Annotated in this window: 18 protein-coding genes; 7 read left to right on the top strand and 11 right to left on the bottom strand. The window is 63.9% G+C overall.

The window, feature by feature from the left end:
- Positions 1-2: 2 nt before the first annotated feature.
- The 4 genes from EDC39_RS07325 to EDC39_RS07315 all read right to left on the bottom strand — a co-directional run bounded on the left by EDC39_RS07325 (position 3) and on the right by EDC39_RS07315 (position 4,963).
- Positions 3-2,636 carry a heavy metal translocating P-type ATPase gene (locus tag EDC39_RS07325; RefSeq protein WP_148895726.1) on the bottom strand — a complete coding sequence of 878 codons (2,634 nt, stop codon included), beginning with the start codon at positions 2,634-2,636 and terminating at the stop codon, positions 3-5.
- Positions 2,633-3,886 (bottom strand): tetratricopeptide repeat protein, encoded by a 1,254-nt coding sequence (locus tag EDC39_RS07320; RefSeq protein WP_148895725.1) that lies wholly within the window; start codon positions 3,884-3,886, stop codon positions 2,633-2,635. Before EDC39_RS07320 ends, EDC39_RS07325 begins: the two co-directional genes overlap by 4 nt.
- Before the next feature lie 388 nt (positions 3,887-4,274).
- The gene (locus EDC39_RS15315; RefSeq protein ID WP_187426693.1) at positions 4,275-4,433 is read right to left on the bottom strand and encodes a hypothetical protein; all 159 of its coding nucleotides are present in this window, start codon (positions 4,431-4,433) and stop codon (positions 4,275-4,277) included.
- 98 nt (positions 4,434-4,531) lie between these two features.
- Entirely contained in the window at positions 4,532-4,963 is a 432-nt protein-coding gene (locus tag EDC39_RS07315; protein ID WP_148895724.1) for an SseB family protein, read from the bottom strand.
- Positions 4,964-5,316: 353 nt separating this feature from the next.
- Between EDC39_RS07315 and EDC39_RS07310 the strand changes: the two genes are divergently transcribed.
- A complete protein-coding gene (locus EDC39_RS07310; protein WP_148895723.1) occupies positions 5,317-6,057 on the top strand; it encodes a UDP-2,3-diacylglucosamine diphosphatase in 741 nt (246 codons plus the stop codon).
- On the opposite strand, the gene EDC39_RS07305 is transcribed toward EDC39_RS07310, so the two are convergent.
- The 3 genes from EDC39_RS07305 to EDC39_RS07295 form a co-directional block, all read right to left on the bottom strand.
- The gene (locus EDC39_RS07305) at positions 6,044-7,357 is read right to left on the bottom strand and encodes a YhjD/YihY/BrkB family envelope integrity protein (RefSeq protein ID WP_148895722.1); all 1,314 of its coding nucleotides are present in this window, start codon (positions 7,355-7,357) and stop codon (positions 6,044-6,046) included. The two genes, EDC39_RS07310 and EDC39_RS07305, sit on opposite strands and share 14 nt — an antisense overlap.
- An 84-nt stretch (positions 7,358-7,441) precedes the next feature.
- Positions 7,442-8,854 carry a M16 family metallopeptidase gene (locus EDC39_RS07300; protein ID WP_148895721.1) on the bottom strand — a complete coding sequence of 471 codons (1,413 nt, stop codon included), beginning with the start codon at positions 8,852-8,854 and terminating at the stop codon, positions 7,442-7,444.
- Positions 8,851-10,344 carry a M16 family metallopeptidase gene (locus EDC39_RS07295; RefSeq protein ID WP_148895720.1) on the bottom strand — a complete coding sequence of 498 codons (1,494 nt, stop codon included), beginning with the start codon at positions 10,342-10,344 and terminating at the stop codon, positions 8,851-8,853. The genes EDC39_RS07300 and EDC39_RS07295 overlap by 4 nt, the downstream gene beginning before the upstream one ends.
- A 169-nt stretch (positions 10,345-10,513) precedes the next feature.
- Here EDC39_RS07295 and pfkA point away from each other — a divergent pair, with 169 nt between their 5' ends.
- Both pfkA and hypF read left to right on the top strand, forming a co-directional pair.
- Positions 10,514-11,473, top strand: coding sequence for a 6-phosphofructokinase (gene pfkA, locus EDC39_RS07290; RefSeq protein WP_148895719.1), 960 nt, complete (start codon positions 10,514-10,516; stop codon positions 11,471-11,473).
- A gap of 273 nt (positions 11,474-11,746) precedes the next feature.
- Entirely contained in the window at positions 11,747-14,026 is a 2,280-nt protein-coding gene (hypF, locus tag EDC39_RS07285; RefSeq protein WP_148895782.1) for a carbamoyltransferase HypF, read from the top strand.
- Between the two features lie 325 nt (positions 14,027-14,351).
- On the opposite strand, the gene EDC39_RS07280 is transcribed toward hypF, so the two are convergent.
- The 4 genes from EDC39_RS07280 to EDC39_RS07265 form a co-directional block, all read right to left on the bottom strand.
- The gene (locus tag EDC39_RS07280) at positions 14,352-15,734 is read right to left on the bottom strand and encodes a sigma-54-dependent transcriptional regulator (protein ID WP_148895718.1); all 1,383 of its coding nucleotides are present in this window, start codon (positions 15,732-15,734) and stop codon (positions 14,352-14,354) included.
- A gap of 145 nt (positions 15,735-15,879) precedes the next feature.
- Entirely contained in the window at positions 15,880-18,378 is a 2,499-nt protein-coding gene (locus EDC39_RS07275; RefSeq protein ID WP_148895717.1) for a PAS domain-containing sensor histidine kinase, read from the bottom strand.
- A 130-nt stretch (positions 18,379-18,508) separates the two neighbouring features.
- Positions 18,509-19,477, bottom strand: a complete 969-nt coding sequence (locus tag EDC39_RS07270; RefSeq protein ID WP_148895716.1) for a polyprenyl synthetase family protein — start codon at positions 19,475-19,477, stop codon at positions 18,509-18,511.
- A 26-nt stretch (positions 19,478-19,503) separates the two neighbouring features.
- Positions 19,504-21,039: a sensor histidine kinase gene (locus EDC39_RS07265; RefSeq protein ID WP_148895715.1), complete on the bottom strand. Its 1,536-nt coding sequence runs from the start codon at positions 21,037-21,039 to the stop codon at positions 19,504-19,506.
- Positions 21,040-21,424: 385 nt separating this feature from the next.
- Here EDC39_RS07265 and EDC39_RS07260 point away from each other — a divergent pair, with 385 nt between their 5' ends.
- Genes EDC39_RS07260 through EDC39_RS07245 form a run of 4 tightly spaced genes read left to right on the top strand, consistent with a single transcriptional unit; the run spans position 21,425 to position 24,407 of the window.
- The gene (locus EDC39_RS07260) at positions 21,425-22,831 is read left to right on the top strand and encodes a cbb3-type cytochrome c oxidase subunit I (RefSeq protein ID WP_148895714.1); all 1,407 of its coding nucleotides are present in this window, start codon (positions 21,425-21,427) and stop codon (positions 22,829-22,831) included.
- 17 nt (positions 22,832-22,848) lie between these two features.
- A complete protein-coding gene (gene ccoO / locus EDC39_RS07255; protein ID WP_148895713.1) occupies positions 22,849-23,709 on the top strand; it encodes a cytochrome-c oxidase, cbb3-type subunit II in 861 nt (286 codons plus the stop codon).
- Positions 23,710-23,713: 4 nt separating this feature from the next.
- Positions 23,714-23,854, top strand: coding sequence for a CcoQ/FixQ family Cbb3-type cytochrome c oxidase assembly chaperone (locus EDC39_RS07250; RefSeq protein WP_148895712.1), 141 nt, complete (start codon positions 23,714-23,716; stop codon positions 23,852-23,854).
- Between the two features lie 37 nt (positions 23,855-23,891).
- Positions 23,892-24,407 carry a c-type cytochrome gene (locus EDC39_RS07245; RefSeq protein WP_148895711.1) on the top strand — a complete coding sequence of 172 codons (516 nt, stop codon included), beginning with the start codon at positions 23,892-23,894 and terminating at the stop codon, positions 24,405-24,407.
- Positions 24,408-24,474: the final 67 nt, after the last annotated feature.

The raw sequence follows: 24,474 nt of genomic DNA, 5'->3' as shown, positions 1-24,474 counted from the left end.
CGTCAGTTCCCCCGGATGGCGGCAGCATGCCGGTTGAGCAGCAGGCTGTTGCTCACCACCGAAACGCTCGACATGGCCATGGCCAGTCCGGCGAACTCGGGCCTGAGCAGCCAGCCGAACCAGGGGTAGAAGAGCCCCGCCGCCAGCGGAATGCCGACCAGATTGTAGACGAAGGCCCAGAAGAGGTTCTGCCGGATTTTCAGCAGGGTCAGCCACCCCAGCCGGATCGCCCGCGCCACATCCATCACCGAATCATGAACCAGCACCAGATCGCCGGTCTCGCGGGCGACATCGGTGCCGCTGCCGATGGCGATACCGACATCGGCAGCCGCCAGCGCCGGCGCGTCGTTGATGCCGTCGCCGACCATGCCGACCCGAAAGCCCTGCTCCTGGTAGCGGCGGACCACGTCCAGTTTCTGTTCGGGGCGCACCTCGGCCTCGACATCATCGGTACCGACCTCAGCCGCCACCGCTCTAGCCACCACATTCCGGTCGCCGGTCAGCAGCACGGTGCGCAGCCCGAGCCGGCGCAAAGCGGCGACCGCCTCGGCGGCATCCGGCTTCAGACTGTCCTGCAGGGCGAGGAATCCGGCCAGTTTCCCCTCGCGGGCGACCCAGACCAGCGACTTGCCGGCGGCGACCATTTCCTGCGCGACATCGCGCAAGGCGCCGGTCTCGACGCCCCGGCCGGTCAGAAACTCCTCGCTGCCGAGCAGAACCGGCCGCCCGGCCACCCGGCCGCTGACGCCACCACCTCCCTGTTCAACGACATCGCTCACCGCCGCCTCCCCCGCTCCGGCCGCCCTGGACGCCACCGCCCTGGACAGAGGGTGATTGCTGACCGCCGCCAGGGGGCCGGCCAGCGCGAGCAGTTCGGCTTCGCCAACGCCCGGCGCCGGTCGGATGTCGGTCACCCGGAACAGGCCGCTGGTCAGGGTTCCGGTCTTGTCGAGCAGCAGCACCTGCAGCCGGGCGACATTCTCCAACACCGAAGCTTTCTTGAACAGGATGCCGGCCTTCAGGCCTATGGTGCTGCCGACCATGATGGCGGTCGGCGTCGCCAGGCCCAGGGCGCAGGGGCAGGCGATGACCATCACCGCCACCGCCGTCTGGAAGGCGAAGAGGAAACCGGCGCCGGTCAGATACCAGCCGACGAAGGTCAGAAGAGACAGACTCACCACCGCCGGCACGAAGATGTTGGACACCCGGTCGGCCAGGCGCTGGATGGGAGCCTTGTCGGCCTGGGCGGCGGCGACCAGGGCGGCGATCTGGGACAGGGCCGTATCCTGACCGACCCGCCGGGCCTCGATAACAAGCCGGCCGTCGCGATCGATGGTGCCGCCGGTGACAGCGTCACCCGGCCGGCGCGTCACCGGCACCGATTCGCCGGTCAAAAGCGATTCGTCGACGGCGGCCTCCCCCTCGATGACGATGCCGTCGACGGGAATTTTCTCCCCGGGGCGCACCAACAGCCGGTCGCCGACCTCGACCAGGTCGGCCGGAATCTCCTTTTCCCGCCCCCCGACCAGCAACCGCGCCTTTTGCGGCCGCAGGTCGAGCAGTTCACGCAGGGCCCGGCTGGCCCGGCCCCTTGCCCGCGATTCGAGCCACTTGCCGAAACGGATGAAGGTGATCAGCAGGGCGCTGGTTTCAAAGAAAACCGGGCTGCCCGCGCCGAGAAGACCGAGGAAGGAAAGGCACGAATAGCTCCAGGCGGCGCTGATGCCGAGAGCGACCAGAAGGTCCATGTTGCCGGATCGGTTGCGCAAGGCATGCCAGGCGCCCCGATAGAAGGTCAATCCGGCACTGAACTGGACAACAGTGGAGAGCAGCGCCACCAGCGGCAGGGTGCCGTCGCCGAAGGGGACAAACCACATCAGCGGCATGATGGGCAGGGAGAGAAGCGCCGCGAAGACCAGCCAGCGGGCCTGGCGCGCCGCTTCGTCGTCATCCGCCCGCTCCGCCGTCAGCGGCCGGTAGCCGGCGTCGACGATGGCGTCGAACAGCTCGCGCCTGCCGACCTTTTCCGGGTCGAAATGCACGCTGACGCATTCGTCGGCCAGGCTGACCACCGCCCGGTGCACGCCGTCGACGGCCAACAGCCGTTTTTCGATACTCCGGGCGCAGTTGCTGCAGCTCATGCCGCCGACGGCGATCCGCATCTCGCCCGGGGTTTCGGCGGCCTCACCCGCACTGGCCCGGAAACCGAGAGCGCGGATGCGATCACGGATACCTTCGAGGTCAGTCCGCTGCGGGTCCCAGGCCAGCTGCAGGCTCTGCAGGGCAAAATTGACCTGCGCCTCGCGCACGCCCGGCAGCTGCGACAATCCCTTCTCGACCGTGCGGGCGCAGTTGGTGCAGCTCATGCCGTAGAGCTTCAGCTCGGCCCGCTCCAGGCGCTCACGCCCGTCCGTTTTGCCCTTGTCGTCAGCGACAACGAATCCGGCCTGAACGATGGCCTGCCGGATCGCTTCGCGGTCGATCCGGGCGTCGTCTATCACCAGGGTCGCCGCCGCGGCGTCGAGATCGACTTTCACCTCCTCCACACCGGCAAGCGCGGAGAGGGCAGCCTCCAGCTTGGCGACGCATTTGCCGCATTTCATGCCCTGAACGGGCAACGTCAGTCGCTGTTTCATGTTGCTTGTTCGTATCGCTCCAGCAGGGCTCTGAAAGAGGGCCGCTTCCGGATGGCGTCAAAATCCGGGTCGCTGTGCGCCTCGCGCAGAAAGACGGGATCCTGTTCGATGGCCCGGGCCAGAGAACGCACCGCCTCGCGCACCTTCCGCTTGCGGGCCATGACGCAGGCCCGGTTGTAGTGGACCACGGCAAGTTGTGCCGATTCGGCCAGCAGGGCGTCGAAGCAGGCGAGCGCCTCGTCCAGCCGTCCCAGTTTCAGCAGCAGGTTGCCCCGGTTGTTGCGCGCCATGCCGAAAGCGGGATCGATCTGCAGGCAGCGCTCGATTTCCTGCAACGCCTCCTCCAGTCTCCCCTGCCGTTCCAGCAGCATGGAGCGATAAAAAAGTGGCTCGGTCCGGCCGGGGTCGAGGTCTTCGGCACGGTCGAGATCCTGCTGCGCCACCGGATAGTCGCCCCGCTCAATATGCAGAAGCGCCCGTTCGATCAAAGCCTCGAAAAAGTCGGGAGCCAGCTCCAGCGCCCTGTCAAAGGCGGCCAGAGCATCGTCCGACCGCTCCAGCCGCTGCAGGCTCAGCCCCCGGTTGTAATGGTAGTTCGGCATCTCCATGGCGGCGATGGCCCGTTCGTACCAGACCAGCGCCTCCTCGTCGCGCTGCAGTCCGGCCAGGGCATAGCCCCGGCCGTTGAGCGAAGCCGCATCGTCCGGTTTGAGCTGCAGGGCCCGGTCGAAAAAGCCGAGGGCCTCGCCATGGTGGCCGATCCGGTTCAGGGCGTAACCGATGTTGTAGTAGATGTCGGCCGAATTGGGCATCCGCCGCAGCGCCCGTTGGTACATCTGCAGCGCTTCGCTCGTCCGCCCCATCTCATCGAGCACGTTGCCCAGGTTGACGTAGGCTTCCGGAAAATCGGGCTGCAGTTCCAGCGAACGCCAGAAATGATGGTAGGCCTCGTCGTAACGCCCCAGCCGCTCCAGCAGCACACCGAAATTGTGGTGCAGAGCACCGTTGCCCGGATCGAACCTGAGCGCCTTGCGGTACAGGGCCATCGCCTTGACCTGGTCACCGAGGTTCGACGCGGCGACGGCGCAGTAGTTCAGGGCCTCGACATCGAGCGGATGCTCCTCAAGGTAGACCTCGGCCAGATCAAGCGCGATCTGGTTTTCGCCCCTTTCCAGGGCGGCCTGTACATGCTCGAGCTGGTCGTCGTCCAGCTCGGACAGATCGTCGAAATCGTCGAAGTGCTCACTCATCGAAAACGCCTAACCGACAGGATTTCCAGCATGAAACGCCCTGACACTGTAGCAGAAAACGCGCCGCGGCGCACCTGTTTCGCCGGCGGTCGTTCCGGCAGGATCGCCACCCGAGGGTAAGGGAATCCGGCCGGCCGACAAGTCTGGCTGTGAGCTGAACACGCGGGTTCGCGCCGGTTTTCGCCGCGACACAATCTGAATCTGGACAGAAATTACCTGCGCGATGTGATCGCGCAGGTCGAGGACGAGACCGGGGAACTGCTCGAGCCCCTGAACTGACCATGGAAGGGCCCGGCTCCGGAGAGACGGAGCCGGGTTGTTCGTGCAAAAATTTCACATCCGCTGCCGAAATTTGCCCCAGACGAGCGGATGGCAGGGGGGAGCGAGGTCAGGAATCTTCCCGCTCTTCTTCATCGGCGAGGGCTTCACAGGGGCCCGATGTCTCCATGCAGAGCCCGCGCAGCATGTCGTAGGAGAGGCAGAGCCCCTCGCACTCCTTCTTTTCCGGCCGCCGACAGCGACTGATGTCGAATGCAGCGATATCCACCTTGCACCTCCCTTCCCCGCAAAACGGCAGAAACGCCATTCTGCCCGTCATGAACGAGCAAGGGACATGCCAGAATCAGAAACTGCGAAAACGACCGCTCACTCGGCAACCGGCTGGCCGGCGTTTTCGGCGTTGAAGGCCTTGATGATATCCTTGAGCCAGTCGATTTCCTCGGGAACGAACTGCTTCTGGTGCTCGGAACCAACATTCAGGGCCCAGAAAAGGCCGGGCGACGAATACTCGGCGATGACGTGTCCCGGCAGGACGATGTAGTCGACATCCTGTTCGGCCCAAGTGGTCATTTTTTCGATGCTGTCGAACAGCATCAGATAGTCGTCCCCTTCGGCTTCCAGCACCATGGGGACGGTCCCTTCCTCGCCGCTGCGGTCGCGACCCGGTTCGGTTCCTTCATCGGGGTGCACCGGGATGAAGATGGCCGAGTTGAGAAACAGGTCGTAGAACAGGGACTGGTTCTCCGGGTTCATCATGTCCTGGTGGAAAGTCTCCAGCGCCTTGTCGAGTTCGGTCATGTTCGCATTGTCCTCTTTGCCCAGGGTTGTCTGCTACAACCTGTCGCGCCAAGACAAGACCGCCGCAGGGCAAACGGCGACTGACCATGGCCGGACCTTCCACCGAAGCTGCGTGGAGGAATCCGCAAATTGTATCTGAACAATATACCACCCACCCCGGCGAAAAGCCACCGCCGATACAGGAAATGCCGTATGAAATTGGACGTTGACTAGCCAGGTTGCTCAAAAAGTTCGGATGCAAGGTAGCCTAAATCTCGAGGGAAGATGAACAACAATGCGGAAGACGGCCCTTTTTCAGCAACCTCACCTGCTGTCGCTTGACTTCACCGGGCGCTGTTTCTATAGTCGCCGACATGAAAGACCTCTTCATCGCCGACGCCCACCTGCTCGATCCGGAAGACACCAATTACCAGAGGCTGCTTGCCTTTCTGGAGAGCCGGCGGGGAAGAATCCGCAACCTGGTCATTCTGGGGGACCTGTTCGAATTCTGGGTCGGCTACCGGGAAGTGGTCTTCAGCCGCTACCTGCCGCTGCTCGAACTGCTGCACCGCCTGCACCGCGAAGGCGCCCGCATCACCTACGTCGAAGGGAACCACGACTTTCACCTCGGTCCATGGTTCGCGCAAAAACTTGGCTGCCGCATTCTGCCGGACGGCGGCGACATCGAGATCGACGGCCGCCGTTTTCACCTGGCGCACGGCGACCTGCTCAACCCCGCGGACACCGCCTATCTGCGCCTGCGGTGGATATTGCGCAGCAGGCTGCTGCGCGGCCTGATCGCCGCCGTTCCGCCGGACCTGACCTGGCGTATCTCCCGCGCCATGGCCCGGCGAAGCGCCGGCCGGAAAAAAGAGCGCCCCGCCTTCGACCCGACGCCGCTGCTCGTCACCTACGCCGAGAAAAAAATCGCCGAAGGGGCAGATTTCGTTCTGACCGGGCACTTCCACCGCCCCATGGAGCTGAGCATCGGCAAGGGCAAGCTGGTCGCCCTGGGCGACTGGATCACCGATTTTTCCTACGCCGTCCACGACAACGGTGCCCTGAGTCTTCACTCGGCGGCGGACGAAAGCCCGGCCTCCGTCACGTCCGGATAAGATCGGCCAGCGTCCTGCCGCCAAGAGCCTGCTCGGCTGCCTGGTCCAACATCTCCTCGACCCGTTCGGCCTGACAGAGCTCTTCCGGCAGCTCCCCGGCCGGCTGCAACCTCATCTCCCCCCTGATCTGACGCAGAAAATCGACGATGCGCAGCCCGTCCAGGGCTCGCGCCGGCTGGTAACCCGCCTCATCAAGGTCGCCGTCATTGACCTCGACCAGCAGCCTCAGCTGCACCAGCTGCCCGATAATGTTGCGCACCAGCCGCGAGGGCAGCCCGAGATCGCGGGCAATCTGGTGCGCGCGCCCCGGCGTCTCCCCCTTGCGAAAACGGCCACCGAGATAGAGCATGATGCCGAGAGCCACCCGCTCGCGGTCGGCGGCGCTGGTCTCTCCGCCCAGTTCGTCCTGGCGCAGGCTGCCGAGATTCTGCCAGGCATAGGTCACCTCCACCCCCAGCAGCACGATGACCCAGGAGATGTAGAGCCAGATCATGAAAATGGGCAGCGCCGCCATGGTGCCGTAGATGGCGTTGTAGCGGGCAACCCCGACCTGGAAGTTGACGTAGCCCCACTGGGTGAGCTGCCAGAGGGTGCCACCGACGATGCCGCCGATCAGCGCCGCCTGCAGCCGCACCCTGATGTTGGGCATGAAGATGTAGAGAAAGGCGAAGGCCGCCCACATGGCGATGTAGGGCAGAACGTTGAACAGAAAGATGACCAGCGGGCCGACGTAGACCGTGCTTTTGAGTTGCAGGATGAATTCCTGCGATTCGAGCGAGGCGGTCATGGTCACCGCCAGCACCAGGAAGATGGGACCGAGAATGACCACCGAAAAGTAGTCGGCGAACCGGCGCATCAGGGAGCGGGTTTCGCGCACGTACCAGATGGCGTTGAAGCTGTCCTCGATGTTGGAGAGCAGGGTCAGCACCGTCATCACCAGAAAGACCAGGCCAAAGGTGCCCAATCGTCCGACGTTGGTGTTGTTGATGTACTGGACGATGCGGGAGACGATCTCTTCGGAGCCGACGGCGATATGTTCGAGCAGCAGCGGCTCGAGCCGGTTCTGCACGCCAAGCCCCTTGAGGACGGCGAACATCAGGGCCAGCAGCGGAACGAAAGAGAGCATACTGGCGTAGGTCAGGGCCGAGGCGCGCAGCAGGCAGCGGTCGGCGACGAAATCCCTGACCGTGCGGGACGCGACCTGGCCGAGGCGCAGCAGAAACCGCTGGCCCGGATTGAGCCCTTCCGGATCGATCCGCCAGATCTCCCGCAGAAAGAAGTCCCTCACCCACTGAAACATGCCTCCCTCCCGTCAAGCCGGCCGGCGCGATACGCTCCTGCCCCGTTCATCCCTATTGAATCATGTCTGGCCGCCTAAACAAGCTCAGTCGGTATCCACCTCGCGGACCGGCAGCCCGAGCCCGGCCAGGTCGCCCGCGAACGCCTCCTTGTCGCCGACCAGAACCAGCAGCTGGCGGTCGGGATGCAGGTAGCGCCGGGCGACCCGCTGCACGTCCTCGACGGTGACGGCGGCCAGCCGCTCACGGTAGCGGGGCAGGTAATCGGTCGGATAGCCATAGAAATCGAGCCGCATCTGCCGGGTGACGATATCGTGCAGATCCTCGAAGGCGAAGACGAAGGAGTTGATCAGGCTCTCCTTGGCCAGCCGCAGCTCCTCTTGGCTGACCGGCTCGTCGCGCATCTGCCGCATCAGCCGGCGCATCAGGCGCACGACCTCGCCGGTCGACTCGGTCTTGGTCTCGCAGCCGGCAATGAAGGGCCCCGGCAACAGGCGGCCTATCTGGTAATAGGAATAGACCGAATAGGCCAGCCCCCGATTCGACCTCACCTCGCGCATCAGCCGGCTGTTGAAACCGCCGCCGCCGAGGATGAAATTCATCACCCGCACGGCATAGACATCCGGGTTGTCCTTGCTCAGGCCGATCTCGCCGAAAAGGATGGTCGTCTGGGGGATTTTCTTGTCGGCCACCCAAAGGGCGGGCCGGCCGCTCGCCGCCAGCGGTGGCACCGGCGGCAGCTCGATACGCGGCGAATTCCAGCCGCCGAACAGCTCAGTGAGCCGGGCCAGCAGCTGCCGGCGGTCGAAGTCGCCGCTGACTGCGAGCCACAGGTTGTTCGGAGCGACAAAACGCCGGTGAAAACGGACGATGTCCTCGCGGCCGATGGCGGCGACGGAGGCCACCGTCGCCTCACGCCCGAGAGGATGGCCGGGATAGAGATTCCGCCAGAGAGCGCGGCGGGCCACCGACGAGGGTTCGTCGTTGCGGCGGCGAATCCCCTCGATGGTCTGCCGGCGCAGCAGCTCCAGCCTCCGGCCGTCGAAACGCGGCCGCAACAGCATGTCGCGCAGGGCCGCCAGCCCGATCTGCAGATCGTCGCTGCGCGCCGACAGGCCGATGCTCAGGGTGTAGCTGTCCGCCGACGCCTCCAGGTCGATGGCGCGCAGGGCCAGCCTCTCGTCGAAGGCGGCGGGTTCCAGGTCGCCGGCGCCGCCACTGCGCAGCAGGCCGGCATGCAGGGCCGCCAGCCCTTCCTTTCCTTCCGGCACCCGCAGGGAGCCGGCACCGAGCATCGCCGTCACCCGTACCAGCGGCAGCTCGTGGTCCTCCTTCAGGTAGAGGCGAATGCCGTTGGGTAGCTCGATCCGCTCGATGGCGGGCGGCTCGAACTTCAGCGGGACAAAGGAAAGCTGCTCCGGCCGCAGGGGCCTGTCTGCCGGCAGCTGGCACCCAGCCAGGAGCAGAACGGAAAGAACGGCAGAAAACAGTCGGATCATGATCCTTCACCCTCCCGGCGCAGAATGACCACGGTTCGGTTTTCGGGCCTGAACCACTTGCGCGCAACCTGCTGAATCTCCTCGGCGGTGATGGTCGAAACCACCTCGTCGTAACGGGCCAGATAGCGCCAGTCGCCGGCGACGATCTGGTAGTAGGCCAGCGACCGGGCCAGACCGGCGTTCGATTGCATGCCGCGCAGATGGTCGGTCCGCAGGCGGTTCAAGGCGCGGGTCAGCTCCTTTTCGCCGACCGGCTCGCGGGCCAGCCGTTCGAGCTCGGCATAGATGGCCTTCTCCACCTCCCGGGCGGTATGCGGATGGCGCGGCACGGCGCTGATGACGAACAGGTTCGGATAGCGCGCTCCGGGAGCCGAATAGGCCGAGACGCTCGCCGCCAGCTGCTGCCGTTCGACCACGCTGCGGTAGAGCCGGGAAACCCGGCCGTCGCTGAGGATCTGCTCGATGAGATCGAAAACGTAGTCGTCCCGCTGCGGCAGGGTCGGCTTGTGAAAGGCAATGGCCAGCCGCGGTTCGGCGTCGAACCGCACCTCGATGCGTTTTTCGCCGCGCTGCTCCGGTTCGACCGCCACCACCGGCGGCACCGGCGTTCCCGGCTGGATATCGCCGAAATAGCGGCCGACAATCTCCACCGCCCGCTCGAAATCGACGTCGCCGACCAGGGCGATCACCGTGTTGACCGGCGCGTAGTAGCGGTGCAGGAAGTTCTCCGTCTCGTGCAGGGTCAGGTTGTCGATGTCGGACGGCCAGCCGATGATCGGCTCCCGGTAGGGATGGACGGTAAAGGCGTTGGCCAGCAGCGTCTCGTACAGCAGGCCGCCCGGCCGACTGTCGTAGGAACGGCGGCGCTCTTCCTTGATCACCTCCCGCTCGGTATAGAATTCGCGCAGCACCGGGTTCTTCATCCGGTCCGATTCGACCAGCGCCCAGAGTTCGAGCTTGTTGGCCGGCAGGGAAACAGTGTAGGTGGTCTGGTCCTTGCTGGTGAAGGCATTGTAACCGGTGCCGCCGTTCTCGGCGTAGATGCGGGAAAACTCGTCCTTGACCACGTATTGGCGATGTTCCTGCTGCAGCCGGCGCAGTTTCTCGCGCAACCGCGCAAGTTCTGCCGGATCGGCCTGCGGATCATTTTTCAGCCGGTCGATCCGCTCACCGACCCGGGCGATCCGGTCGAGCAGCGGTTTTTCCCGGACGTAGTCGGTGGTCCCCAGGGTCTTCGTCCCCTTGAACAGCATGTGCTCCAGCAGATGCGCCACGCCACGGGTGCGGCTGTCCTCGTCAACGGCGCCGACGCCGATGGAAAGATAGGCGGCGAAGGTGGGACTCGTGTGGCGCTCGACCACCAGCAGTCGCAGCCCGTTGGCGAACCGGTGCTCCTGCACCCGCTCTTCCAGGCTGGCCGCCCGGCCGGCGGCGGCAAAGAGAAGAACAAAAAAAACGGCGGCCAGCCGCGCAAACATTCCCCGTCTCATTGGATTCATCCTCCGGCAAAGAAAAAAAGTGGTGACTGCCAGCCGATCCAGTATAGACCAACCGCCCTGCTCCGGCCAGCCCGGACCGGGGCACCGTTTTGACATGTTCCGTCCCTGTGGTTAACTATCGATAATCACTGTTCCGTCCATGTGCAAGGAGGATGCTGCGATGAAACGTATCGGCGTGTTGACCAGTGGCGGAGACTGCTCCGGAATGAACGCCACCATCCGGGCCGTGGTCCGCACCGCGATGAACACCGGCGTGGAAGTGGTCGGGTTCCAGAAGGGCTACCGCGGGCTGATCGACCGGCATTACGAAATCATGCAGAACCGCTCGGTCAGCAACGTGCTGCAGCGCGGCGGCACCTTTCTGCAGAGCGCCCGCTGCCGGGAAATGCTCGAAGAGGCGGGACAGGCGATTGCCGCCGACACCCTGAAGGGCCTGGGCGTCGAGGGACTGGTGGTCATCGGCGGCGACGGCTCGCTGCGCGGCGCCAGGGCCCTGGCCAACCGGGGCGTCAGGGTCATCGGAATCCCGGCCTCCATCGACAACGACATTTCCCATACCGAAATGTCCCTCGGCGTCGACACCGCCCTGAACAACATCATCTACGCCGTCGACTGCCTGAAGGACACCGCCTCGAGCCACGACCGCGCCTTCGTCGTCGAATGCATGGGGCGCAACAGCGGCTATCTCACCCTGGCGGCGACAGTCGCCTCCGGCGCCGAACACGCCATCATTCCGGAAACCCCTTTCGATCTCGAGGCCATCTGCGCCAGCCTGCGCCGCCGCTACCAGGAGGGACGGTTCAACTCGATCATCATGGTGGCCGAGGGCGCCGGCAGCGCCCAGGAGATCGCCGCCCGCATCAAGGACCGCATCGGTTTCGAAACCCGGGTGATGGTACTCGGCCATTACCAGCGGGGTGGCTCGCCTTCCGCCTTCGACCGGCTGCTGGCGGCCCGCTTCGGCACCGCCGCCGTCGAAGCCCTGCTGGCGGGAGAGTCGGGCAAGATGGTCGGGCTCTCGTCCGGCGCCATGGTGCTGACCGAGCTCGACCTGGTGCTGGCCAGCGGCATCCGGCCCATCGACCGCATGATGGTGCAGCTGGCTGACAAGCTGACCTAGGAATTGTTCTCCCCCCTTTGCCACAGCCGAAGCGATACCTCCACGGATGCGATGTATCACGCCCATGCGGCTGTTTCAAACAATCGACTTTGCAGGGGCGCAGTTTATCGTCCCCGAGCATCCGCCTTCAGTAGCCGCGAACGGGACAATGGCAAAACGGACCGTTGATGCCTGTTCCCGTTGCCCCTTGTCGTCGCCCGTCCGGGCATGTTAATTAGCTCCCTGTCAGCCCGAACCATCCACGCCACCCACGAAAGAAAGTACGTCACGTTCATGGCCTGTCACATTCGCAGAAGCATCGAAATCGAGGGCATCGTCCAGGGAGTGGGCTTTCGCCCCTTTGTTTACCAGCTGGCGCAGAAACATCGCCTCTCCGGCTGGGTGCTGAACGACGCCCGGGGGGTGAAGATCGAGGTCGAAGGCGATGCCGCGGCCGTCGACGCCTTTGTCCAGGCCCTGCAAACGGAGCATCCTCCCCTGGCCGTCATCACCTCCCTGCAAACACGCGAACAGCCGGCCGCCGGGGGATCCGGATTCGAAATCCGCCAGTCGGTACATGGCGCAGACGCGCGGGCGCAAATCGCCCCCGATACCCATGTCTGCGACGATTGCCTGCGCGAACTCTTCGACCCGGCCGACCGGCGTTACCGCTATCCCTTCATCAACTGCACCAACTGCGGACCGCGCTACACCATCATCGAGGGCATCCCCTACGACCGGCCGAAAACCACCATGGCCGATTTTCCCATGTGCGACGCCTGTCGGGCCGAATACGAAAACCCGGGATCGCGCCGGTTTCACGCCCAGCCCAACGCCTGCCCCGACTGTGGTCCGCAACTGCGCCTGACCGACGCCGACAGGCTGGATATCGCCGGCGACCCGCTGAAGGAAGCCGTCCGCCTGCTCAGCCAGGGCGCCGTTGTCGCCATCAAGGGACTCGGTGGCTATCATCTGGCGGTCGACGCTACCAACGACGCGGCGGTGGCCAAGCTGCGCCGACGCAAGGCCCGGGACGAAAAACCCTTCGCCCTGATGGCCTTCGACCTGGAACGGGTCCGACGCTTCGCCCGCTTCGACGCCATTGAGGAGCGCCTGCTGACCGGCCCGGAGCACCCCATCGTCCTGCTGCGGCAGCGACCGGGGCATTCCCTGTCGCCACTGGTGGCACCGGACAACCGTTATTTCGGGGTCATGCTCCCCTATACGCCACTGCACCATCTGTTGCTGGAATCCTTCGACGCCCTGGTGATGACCAGCGCCAATTTCAGCGACGAACCGATCCTCTACCGCGACGACGAGGCCGCAGAGCGATTGCGGGGAGTGGCGGACGCCTGGCTGACGCACAACCGGCGCATCCACGTGCGGGCCGACGACTCCATCGCCCGGGTCATGGCCGGACAGGCGCTGCTCATCCGTCGGGCACGAGGCTACGTGCCGCGCGGCATCCTGCTGCCCAGACCCCAGACGCCGGTGCTGGCGGTCGGCGCCGAGCTGAAGAACACCCTCTGCCTGACGCGGGACGACCGGGCCTATCTGAGCCAGCACATCGGCGATCTGAAAAACGCCGGGGTGCTGGACTCGCTGGATGAAATCCGCCGTCATCTCGAGCGGGTTCTCGAGGTGCAGCCGCGCCTGGTCGCCCACGACCTGCATCCCGACTACCTGTCGACCCGTTTCGCCGAGGAGTTCGCCGAGCTGCCGAAGCTGGCGGTCCAGCACCACCATGCCCACCTGGCCAGCTGCCTGGCGGAACATGGCCACCCGGGACCGGCCATCGGCGTCATCTTCGACGGCATTGGCCTGGGAGAAGACGGCACCATCTGGGGCGGTGAATTCCTGGTCGGCGACCTGGCGTCCTTCCGGCGCGCCGGCCATCTGCGGTCCGTACCCATGCCCGGCGGCGACGCCGCCACCCGTGAGCCCTGGCGCATGGCGGCCAGCTACCTGCAGCACGCCTACGGCGACGACTGGCCCCGGCTGCCGCTGGTCGAAAGACGCTCCGAGGACGATATCAGGCTGCTGCGGCAAATGATGGCCAAGGGGCTCAACGCCCCCCTGACCTCGAGTTGCGGCCGGCTGTTCGACGCCGTCGCCGCCCTGGCCGGGTTACGGGAAGAGGTCAGTTACGAAGGCCAGGCAGCGCTCGGGCTGGAGATGGCCATCTCGGGGCCGAAAACGGACAGGCTCTACGGTTGGGATCTGGCGGAACAGAACGGAACGCTGATCATCGAGACGGCCCCGCTGATCCGCGATCTGGTCGACGACGTTCTGGCCGGCGTCGATGCCGGACGCATCGCCTGCCGGTTCCATCTGAGCCTGGCCCGGATCGTCGTTGCGGTCTGCCGGGAGTTGCGGACCAGAGAAGGTCTGAACGTCGTGGTCCTTTCCGGCGGCGTCTTTCAGAACCGGTTTCTCACCGAGACCATCTCCTCATGGCTGCAGGCCGAATCCTTCGAGGTGCTGCGGCATTCCCTGGTGCCACCCAACGACGGCGGCCTCGCCCTCGGCCAGGCGGTGGTGGCGGGGGCGCGATACGAAGAAGCGGGGGCGTGAAGCGAAGCTCGAACCTCGATACTCGATTCGCGGCTCTCGATTCCCCTCTCTTTCCTTCCTGCCAACAAAAAAATCCCCGAACGCGGAGGAGGATGCGTTCGGGGAGATAAAGACCCCACGGGGAGAAGATCAGGGTCCGTCAACGATCGTTGTCAAAGAGCAAGGTCGATACCAACCGTCTATAACTGTATTTTTATACTTTACTACACTTGTTTGACATATATTTAAATATAATTAAATTCATCGGCCATCAAAAAAGGCGGCCGATTTCGGCCGCCCGCTCCCTGTCATCCGCCACTACCGGCGGTCTGCCGAAACCCTCCCCCTACTCTTCCTGCCGGAAACCGTACTTTTCCAGTTTGTAGCGCAGGGTGCCGCGCGGAATGTTGAGCAGCCGGGCGGTCTTGGCCACGTTGCCGCCGGTAATGCCGATCGCCTTTTCGATCAGCTCCTTTTCGATCTGCGCCAGCATTTCCTCCAGGGCAATCCCTTCCGGCGGGATCTCGAACCTGAAGGGCGATTCGCTGCGGGGCGATTCTCCCCAGATCTCGCCTGGCAGGTGCTCGGGCCGGATGGTCTCGACATTGTGCATGATGCAGATGCGCTCGACGACGTTCTTCAGCTCGCGCACGTTGCCGGGCCAGTGATAGCGCATGAGCAGATCGAGCGCCTCGCGGGAGACGCCGCGAATCTTCTTGTTGAAGGCGCGGGCGTAAAGAGCGATGAAATGGTCAAGCAGCGGCGGAATGTCCTCCCGGCGCTCGCGCAAGGGCGGAATGTGGATGGGAAAGACATTGAGCCGGTAGAAAAGATCCTCGCGAAACTCCCGGCTCTCGATCGCCTCTTTCAGGTCGCGGTTGGTGGCGGCGACCACCCTGACGTCGATGTCGATGTTGCGGGTGCCGCCGAGCCGGCGGATGCGACGGTCCTCGAGCACGCGCAGCAGCTTGACCTGCAGGTTCATGTCCATCTCCCCGACCTCGTCGAGAAAGATAGTGCCGCCGTTGGCCTCCTCAAACAGGCCGATCTTGCGCGTCTTGGCGTCGGTGAAGGCTCCCCGCTCGTGACCGAACAGCTCGGTTTCGAGCAGGTTGAACGGAAGTGAACCGCAGTTGATCTCGATGAAGGGCCTGCCTGCGCGCGGTGACAGGTTGTGGATGGCGCGGGCGACCAGCTCCTTGCCGACGCCGCTTTCGCCGGTGATCAGCACAGTTGCCGTCTCGTGCTTGGCCACCTCGCGCACCTGGCGGTAGATCTGCTCGAGCTGCGGGCTGGAACCAACCATGTCGGTGCCGAGGGTGCCGCGCTCGCTGCCCCGTTTCAGCTGCCGGACCTCGCGGCGAAGGTTCTGGGTCTCCAGGGCCAGGCGGACGATCAGGTGAATGGCGTCGGCCTTGAACGGCTTCTTGATGTAGTCGTAGGCGCCGAGCTTGAGCGCTTCGACGGCGCTTTCGACCGTGCCGTAACCGGTGATGATGATGACCAGCAGCTGCGGGTCGATCTCCTTCAGCTCCCGCAGCACGTCGAGTCCCGACCGGTTGCCGAGGTTGAGATCGAGCAGCACCAGGTCGATCTCTTCTTCGGCGACCATGCCGATCGCCTCGTCGCCGTTGTCGACGGAAAAGGTGCGATAGCCGTCCTCGGCGAGAATCCGTTCGAGATTTTCGCGAATGAAGGCCTCGTCGTCGACTATCAGTATCTTTTCCATGCTTCTCACCTCGGGTATATGCGCGCCGGCACAGCGTATACGACCCAGTCTAAAAGAAGCCGCGGCGACTGGCAACAGAAAAGCGGTGGTTTTTCGCCACTGCTCAACAGAAAATACTGCAAAAACCAACCCGGAGTGGCCAAAGTCAGCCAGCTGCCGGCAGCCAGACGCTGAACAGACTCCCCTGCCCGGGGCGGCTCTGTACGTCGATCCGCCCGCCGTGCTCGGAAATGATGTTGTGGGTGATGGCCAGTCCCAGCCCGGTGCCGCCACTCTTGCTGGTGTAGAAGGGCTCGAATATCAGCCGCATCTGCTCGGCGGTCATCCCCTCGCCCGCATCGCGGATGGTGATCAGCACACCTCCGTCGCAGACGGCGGCCGCCACCGCCAGCTCTCCCCCGTCGGGCATCGAATCCATGGCGTTGGTCAGCAGATTGAGCAGGGCCTGCTTCAGCTTGTTGGTATCGAAAGCCACCGGTGGCAGACTCTGTTCGCGATCGAAACGAAGGGCGATATTCTGCTTTTCGAACTGCTTCTTGAGCAGAAAGAGCAGGTCCTCGACCACCTTGCCGACATCCCCCGCCATCATTTCGCTCTGGTGCACGGAAGAGAAGTTGAGCAGTTCGCCGACCAGGTTCTCCAGCCGCTCGATCTCCTGCAGGGCCCGGCGGATCAGCTGCTGGTCCCCTTCCTGCCCCAGCAGCCGGTCGTGCAGCTCGTCGAGCAGCAGGCTGATGCCGGTCAGGGGATTGCGTACCTCATGGGCGATTCCAGCAGACAGGCGGCCGAGGGAGGCCAGCCGCTCCATGCGCTCCATGCGCTGCCGCATCTGCACCCGCTCGGTCAGATCCTCGATGGTCAGGATATGCCCCGAGTGCCGGTGATGGCCGAGCGGCAGCAGGGCCAGACGGAAGGTTAGCACTTCGCCATCGCGCTCGATGGTGACATACTCGCTCCAGCGTTCGACCGGATCCTTTTTCAGCCCCCGCTCTAGCACGCTCTCCAGCTCCGGCCAGTTGTGCAGCAGATCGCTCCATGGCACCGGCTGCGGCCGGGCGGAAAGGCCAAGAATCCGCTGGGCCGGGCCGTTGATCGAGGAGACCATCCCTTCGGGCGTGAGAGTCAGGATGCCGGTTTCGATATTCTCGAACACCGTCTCCTTGAAGTTGCGCTCGCGCAGGATCTCCTTGCGCGAGCGACGCAGATCCTCGAGGGTCTTCAGCAGCCGTTCCCGGCGCAGGCGCAGCTCGGCGGCCATGGTGTTGAAGGAGCGGGTCAGCTGGCCGATCTCATCGTCCGAGGTCACGTTGATGCTGGTCGACAGGTTGCCCCGCGCCATCTCCCGCGTCCCCCGGATCAGCTCCTGCAGCGGCAGGGCTATCCCCCGCGACAGCTGGTAGGCGGCGACGAAGACCGCCAGGCCGGTCAGGGTGATGAGGAACCAGCTCTGGGTCATGAAAGAACGGAACTGCCGCCGGATCAGCTGCGACGCCTCGAGGGCCGGACGGTGAAAGTTCTTGACCTCGGCACCGATGGTGATGCCACCGAAAATACCCTTTTCGGCATAGTCGCCGCCGTCGTAGAAGATGGGGGCGTAGGCCATGATCTTCTGCGAACCGCCGACATTGGTTACGTCGACCACGCCGGAGCGGCCGGCCAGAACCTCGCGGGCGGCCACCGGGTAGTTCTTGTGGACGAAGGCAGCGTAAAAGAGGTTGAAGGGGATCACCCCCTTCTCCACCAGCTCCGGCGAGGTCTTCTCGGTGTAGGGCGGCACCAGCCTTCCCTGCCGGTCGAGGCCGCGGATGTCCCACTGCTTGGGGTGGGTGATGATCCAGCCTTCGTCATCGAACATGAAGGCGTAATTGCCGCTCCTGTAGGAGGGATAGACCACGTAGCGTTCGCGAGTCGGAGTGACGTGCTGGGTGAACTCCATCAGGTGGCGGTGATCGAGGCTGAGCACGATCACCCCCCGCAGGCTGCCATCCGGCCGCCGCAGCGGTGCGGCGTAGCGGACGACGCCCCGGTACTGCCGGCCGCCGACGGCCTTCTCCGGCGAATCGGCACCGGCGAGCTGTTCTTCCCGGTTGATGTGCCAGCCGGTGACGTGGGAGACATAGATCTTTCCGGCGGGCAGCTCCCGGGCCCGCAGAAAGTAGGTTTCGCTCCTGTAGGTGGTGTTCTCCGGCCGCGACACGTCCCTCAGCCGCGTCGACAACTCGCCGTCGACAACGCGGATGCGCTCCCGGCCGTCCGGTCCGATGAAGGCGATTTCGCTGTAGAGCGGAATGTCCTCGAGCACGTCGCGCGGCGGATCGACATCGAGCCGCCGGTACCAGATCTGCCGCTTGTGGCTGCGGGCAAAATCCCTGTACATGGCGGGATCGGGCGGCAGCAGGCTCAAGGCGCGCAGGTCTTCTTCCGCCGAACGGAGAAAGTCGGACACCTCGCGGGCGACCAGCTCAGCCCGCACCTCGAGGGCTTCGGCCGCCTGCTCGTTGAGCGCCCGTGTCGCTCCCTCGAGCAGCAGTTGCTCGACCAGCCGCAGGCTGTGGCTGGAATTGAGAGCAAGAATGACCAGCGGAACCAGCGACAGGGCCCAGAAGGCGAACAGAACCTTGCGATGCAGGGTGAGACGAAACATGGAAAAGGATTATAGCGAAAAGCCGCGGGCGACAACAGGCGGGTTTTGCTTCATAAAAGCATGACAGGACCCAAAAAGCCCGATCCGGTACCGGATCGGGCTTTTTTGCGGAACATTCGATGACGCCTGCTCACATCGTGCGGCCGACCACATAGTCGGCCAGGATGCACAGCGCCTCGCGCTCGCGCGAGGGCGGAAAAATCTCGAGCCGGCGCTTGGCCGAGGCGACCAGCTCGGCGGCCCGCCGGCGGGTGTAGCCGATGCCGTCGTAACGATCGATGAGGGCCACCACCTCGTCGATGTGGGCATCGTCGAGTTCGTCGAGTTCGACGATCTGCTCGACGCGCAACCGCTCTTCGGCGGTGGCCTGCCGCAGGGCGTGAATCAGCGGCAGGGTCATCTTTCCTTCGGCGAGATCCTGTCCGCGCCGCTTGCCGAACTCCTTCTGGTCGGCGACATAGTCGAGGGCGTCGTCCATGAACTGGAAGGCGATTCCCAGTTCCATGCCGACCTCGCGCAGGGCGAGCTCCCTGTCGGAGTCGATTCCGGCAAGGATGGCGCCGCACTGGCAGGCAGCGGCCATCAGCACCGCCGTCTTGTTGCGGACCACGCTGATGTACTGCTCTTCGTCGAGATCGAGGTCGCAGGTCGAAATCAGCTGCTGCACCTCGCCCTCGGCCATCATGGTGGTGGCGTCGGAAAGCACCTTGAGGATGGCCAGGTTGCCGTCGCGCACCATGATCGAAAAGGACTTGGCGAAAAGGAAATCGCCGACCAGCACCGACGCCTCGTTGCCCCAGACGGAATTGGCCGAGGCGTTGCCGCGCCGCAGGGAGGCGCCGTCGACCACATCGTCGTGCAGCAGGGTGGCGGTGTGGATGAATTCGACCACGCTGGCCAGTCCGATGTGCTTCTCCCCCTGGTAGCCGGCCAGCCGGGCCGAAAGCAGCAGCAGCATCGGCCGCACCCTCTTGCCGCCGCTGCCGAGAACGTACTCCCCGACCTTGCGGATGAGAACCACGTCCGAGGCCAGATCCTCGCGGAACTGGTTTTCGACCGCCGCAAGATCGTTTTTCAGTAATTCCAATACCTTCTGCATCAAAATCCACCGGTGGAAAAGTTGCCCTATGGTAAAGAATCGCCTGTCGGCTTGTCAAAGCTTTTTTCCCCGCCGGCAACGGGCAGGCAGATGCGGAAACAGGCACCGGCAGCGGATGAAACCAGGTCGAGCCGGCCACCGTGATCCTCGACCAGCTTGCGACAGAGGGACAGGCCGAGGCCGGTCCCCTCCTCCCGGCTCTTGGTGGAAAAGAAGGGCTGAAACACCTGCTCCCTCTGCTCGTCGGGGATGCCCGGGCCGGTGTCGGCGACCAGAATCTCGAGCGTGTCGCCGGCGCGCCTGATGTCGATCCGGATCGTTCCTGCGCCCTCCATCGCCTGCGCGGCGTTGAGCATGAGATTGACCAGCACCTGCCGGAGGCGGTCGGCGTCCCCCTGGACGAAGTGACGGTCACCTTCAGCGCACAGGCGCAGTTCGATCTGGCGGAAAAGCTTCTGCGGCCGCAGGCTGTCGAACACATCGTCGACCAGGCGCACCATGTCGACGGCGACCACTTCCTGCGGCACCGAGCGGGCAAGCCCGAGCAGGCTGCCGGTGATCCGCCGGCAGCGACGGCACTCCTCGATGATGGCCAGCACGTCCTCGCGCCGGCTGTCGCCCTCCTCGAGATCCTCGAGCAGCAGCTCGGCGTAACCGAGAATGATGCCGACCGGGTTGTCGATTTCGTGTGAGACGCCGGCGGCGAGCTGGCCGATGGCCGCCAGCCGCTCCGAGCGCACCAGCTGCTCCTGCATCCGCTGCAGCTCCTCGTTGGCCTGCCGCAGCCGGCGGTTGCTCTCGGTCAGGGCCTCGTTGCTGGCGTCGAGACTGGCGGCCATTTCGTTGAAGGCCTTGGCCAGCTCGCCGATCTCGTCCTGCCGCTCCATCGGAATCTGGGTTTTCAGCTTCCCCTCGCCGATCGCGCACACACCCTCTGTCAGCTCCTTCAGCGGGCGGGTGAAACGGCGGGCGACAATGCCGGCCAGCAGCAGGGAAACGGTCAACGCAACCAGGGCGATGAGGGCGAATCGGATGCGGATCTCGCGGATGCGCTCGTCCACCCGGTCGAAACTGACCAGGTAACGGGCATAGAGAATGCGCGAACCGGTCGGACCGGTGACCGGAACGACAAGGTCGAGCAGATGGCCGCCGCCAGCCAGGGGCCGCTTGCGAACCAGAATGTCGTCGCCGGCCAGTTGCGGCAAGGCGGCGATGTCGAGCACAGCGTCCGGCAACGCCACGCGGTCATGGCCGTTCAGCGGGCCGGAACGATAGAGGAGCCGTCCGCCGGAACTGTAGAAGGCAATCTGCACCAGGTCGGGGTTGAAGGAGAGAAACTGGCGCACCCGGCTGTCCGCCGACGCGCCATCCGAAAAGCGGCCGCGGATGCGCTTCATCACTTCCGGGGTGGCGAAACGGGCAAAGGAACGGCTGCGGTCGATGAGCGAACGCTCCCACTGCCGCGACTGGTTGCGCTCGAGCACCACAAAGGCGGCGAGCAGCACCACCACGAGGATGGAACTGGTATAGAGAAAAAGTTTTCGCCCGATGGTCAGCTTCATCCGCACCCCGGGTGAGCATAGGATTGCCCGGAAGAACTGTCAAGCGCCCCCTCTGCCCTCCCGGCACGGGGTGCCACCCAAATCAACCACTGTTTTTCGGACAAGGATGTCGAAACGGGTCTAAACGGCCGGTTCGAGTGCAGGGGTGGCACGAGCCACATCAAACACCGAAGCGTCGCCAGCAACGCAGCAGATGGGCCTGTCACGGCAGCCGAATCGCGAAAGGGGGGGTAGTGGATTCGGGTGTAATATCGGGTATTGACAACCTGGCAGGAGCCCTCTATATTAATGACCGTTTTGGTTATAAATTAGGGTCGCTTGACTAACCCATCTTTCCCCTTAAACTTCACTACGTTACCTTCACCACCTAGTCACGGGAGGAACCATGGAAAAACCGGCCTACGATTACGGAATCGTGCGCAGCTTCGTCGTCTGGAGCATGGTCTGGGGGCTGGTCACCGTGCTGGTCGGCGTCCTGATCGCCTTTCAGCTCTGTGATCCGGCACTGAACCTGCCCCCCTTTCTGACCTATGGCCGCCTGCGCCCCCTGCACACCAACGCCGGCATCTTCGGCTGGGGCATCGGCAGCTTCTTCGCCCTTTTCTACTTCATCGTTCAGCGCCTGTGCAAAACCCCGTTGTGGAGTCCGAAGCTGGCACGTTTCCAGCTGTGGTTCTTCAACGCCACCATCATCGCGGCAGCCGTGACCCTGCTGCTCGGCTACAACACCTCGAAGGAATATCACGAGCTGGAATGGCCTCTCGACATCATGGTCGTCATCCTCTGGGTCATCTTCGCCGTCAACATCATCATGACCATCGTCAAGCGACGCGAAGAACAGATGTACATTTCCCTCTGGTATATCCTGGCGACGATTGTCGGCGTCGCCGTTCTCTACCTGGTCAACGGGGCGGAGGTGCCGGTTTCCCTCTTCAAGTCCTATTCGGCCTACGCCGGCACCAACGACGCCAACGTCCAGTGGTGGTTCGGCCACAACGCCGTCGCCATGGTCCTGACGACGCCTCCCCTGGCGATCTTCTACTATTTCCTGCCCAAATCGACCGGCGTCCCCATCTACAGCCACCGCATGTCGATCATCGCCTTCTGGAGCCTGATCTTCATGTACCTGTGGACCGGCGCCCACCACCTGCTCTGGACTCCGGTTCCCGACTGGGTGCAGACCCTGGCCATGGCCTTCTCGGTAATGCTGATCGCGCCGTCCTGGGGCAGCGTCTTCAACGGCTATCTGTCGATGCAGGGCGAATGGCACCAGATGAAACAGAATTACCTGGTCAAGTTCCTGATCCTGGGCATTACCTTCTACGGCCTGCAGACCCTGCAGGGGCCACTGCAGTCGATCAGGTCTTTTTCAGCCTTCATCCATTACACCGACTGGGTGCCCGGCCACGTGCACATGGGGACCATGGGCTGGGTGTCGCTGGTCCTGTTCGCCGCCATCTACTACCTGACACCCTACATGTTCGGGCGCAAGGTCTACAGCATAGGCCTGGCCAACCTCCATTTCTGGCTGGTTCTCGTCGGCCAGCTCGGCTACTCGGTAAGCATGTGGATCGCCGGAGTGCAACAGGCCGGGATGTGGCACGCCATGAATCCGGACGGCAGCCTCACCTATACCTTCATCGAAACCCTGGTCGAGATGTATCCCTACTACTGGGTACGCGCCTTCTGCGGCGTCATCTACCTGGCCGGGGTACTGGTCTTCTTCTACAACCTCTACATGACCGCCCGAAAGGGTGAGCCGGTCGACAATCCGGCCCTGCAGACCAACTGAGAAGGAGGGTGACTTTCATGTGGGAAAAGAAACCTGTTCTGCTGCTCGTACTGGCCACGGTCACCATCCTGGTCGGAACCATCATCACCATGGTGCTTCCCTTCGCCTGGGTCAACACCAAGGCCGACCGGATCGCCAGCGTCACCCCCTACACGCCGCTGGAGCTGGCCGGCCGGGACGTCTATATCCGTGAAGGCTGCAACAACTGCCATTCGCAGACGGTACGGCCGCTGGTGGCGGAGGTGCTGCGCTACGGCGACTATTCAAAGTCGGGCGAATTTGTCTACGACCGTCCGCATCTCTGGGGGTCACGCCGCATGGGCCCCGATCTGGCGCGGATCGGCGGCAAGTACCCCGACGCATGGCACTACAAGCACATGCGCGATCCGAAATCGATGGTGCCGCAGACCAACATGCCGGCCTACGCCTTTCTCGACCGGGAACGGGTCGATCCCGAGCTGACCCGCCGCAAGATGGAGGTACTCGGCTTTCCCTATACCGAAGAGCAGATCGCGGCACTGTCCGGCAAGACCGAAATGGACGCCATCGTCGCCTACCTGCAGAAACTGGGCACCGGCATCCCATGGCGCGAGGCCGCCGGCAGCGAAATCGTCGGCGAGCTGAAGAATCCCTTTGCCGGAAACCGCACCGCCGTCGAAGCCGGAGAGGAGCTCTACGAGAAACACTGCGCCGCCTGTCACGGCAAGGAACGCGAGGGGGACATCGGCCCCGAGCTGAGCGGACTGGGCGACCTGGACGATGCCGAGCTGTTCCGGATTCTGTACAACGGCATTCCCGACGGCGGCATGCCCGCCTTCTCGAAGCTCGGCAGCGAAAAGACCTGGCAGCTGGTCAACTACCTGAAAGAGGAAGACTGAAGCCATGGGCTGGGCCTCGATCCTCTATCTGGGGACCACCTTCACCCTGTTCGTCGTCTTTGCGGCGATCGTGGCGAGAACCTACAGCCGCAAACGCCGGCAGCGGGGAGAAGCACCGAAATACCGGATGCTGGACGATGACTGAATCGAGACGAACCTTCTGATTGCGGGGGACTGAAATCATGACTGCTGAACGAAACAACCATCACGACGCCGACGGAATTGTCGAGAATCGCGAACGCAGGCCGCCGGCCTACTTCAACATTCTCTTTTTCGGCCTGATCATCTGGGCCGTCATCTTCATGGCCTACTATCTCTTCAGTGGCTGGAGCAGTGAAGAGGAGTTCCGGCAGGCGATGCAGCAGCACCGGCAGACGGCCGGCCAACAGGCGCCGGCTCCGGCGCCAATGACGGCCGCCGCCCCCGGCGTGAAGGATGAATCGGCTGATCGCTCCGGCGATGCCGAAAAAGGGGAGAAGCTGTTCGCCGCCCGCTGCGCCATGTGCCACGGTCAGGAGGGCAAAGGCGGAATCGGCCCCGACCTGACCGGCAAGACCTACCGCTACGGCAACGACGAAGCCAGCATCGGGCAGTCGATCACCAACGGGCGCCCCAAGGGAATGCCCGCCTTCGGCAACCAGCTCTCGCCGGAGAAGATTGCCGACCTGACCGCCTTCGTCCTCTCACTGCAGCATTGATGTCGACAGAGGGGGAGGGAGATGGTCTCTCCCTCCCCCGAACCGCGGAAAAGGCCGGCCTGACAGT

This window comes from Geothermobacter ehrlichii (assembly GCF_008124615.1).
GTDB lineage: Bacteria > Desulfobacterota > Desulfuromonadia > Desulfuromonadales > Geothermobacteraceae > Geothermobacter > Geothermobacter ehrlichii.
Note: the sequence above shows the minus strand (reverse complement) of the source record. Positions and strands in the feature narration are given on the sequence as shown.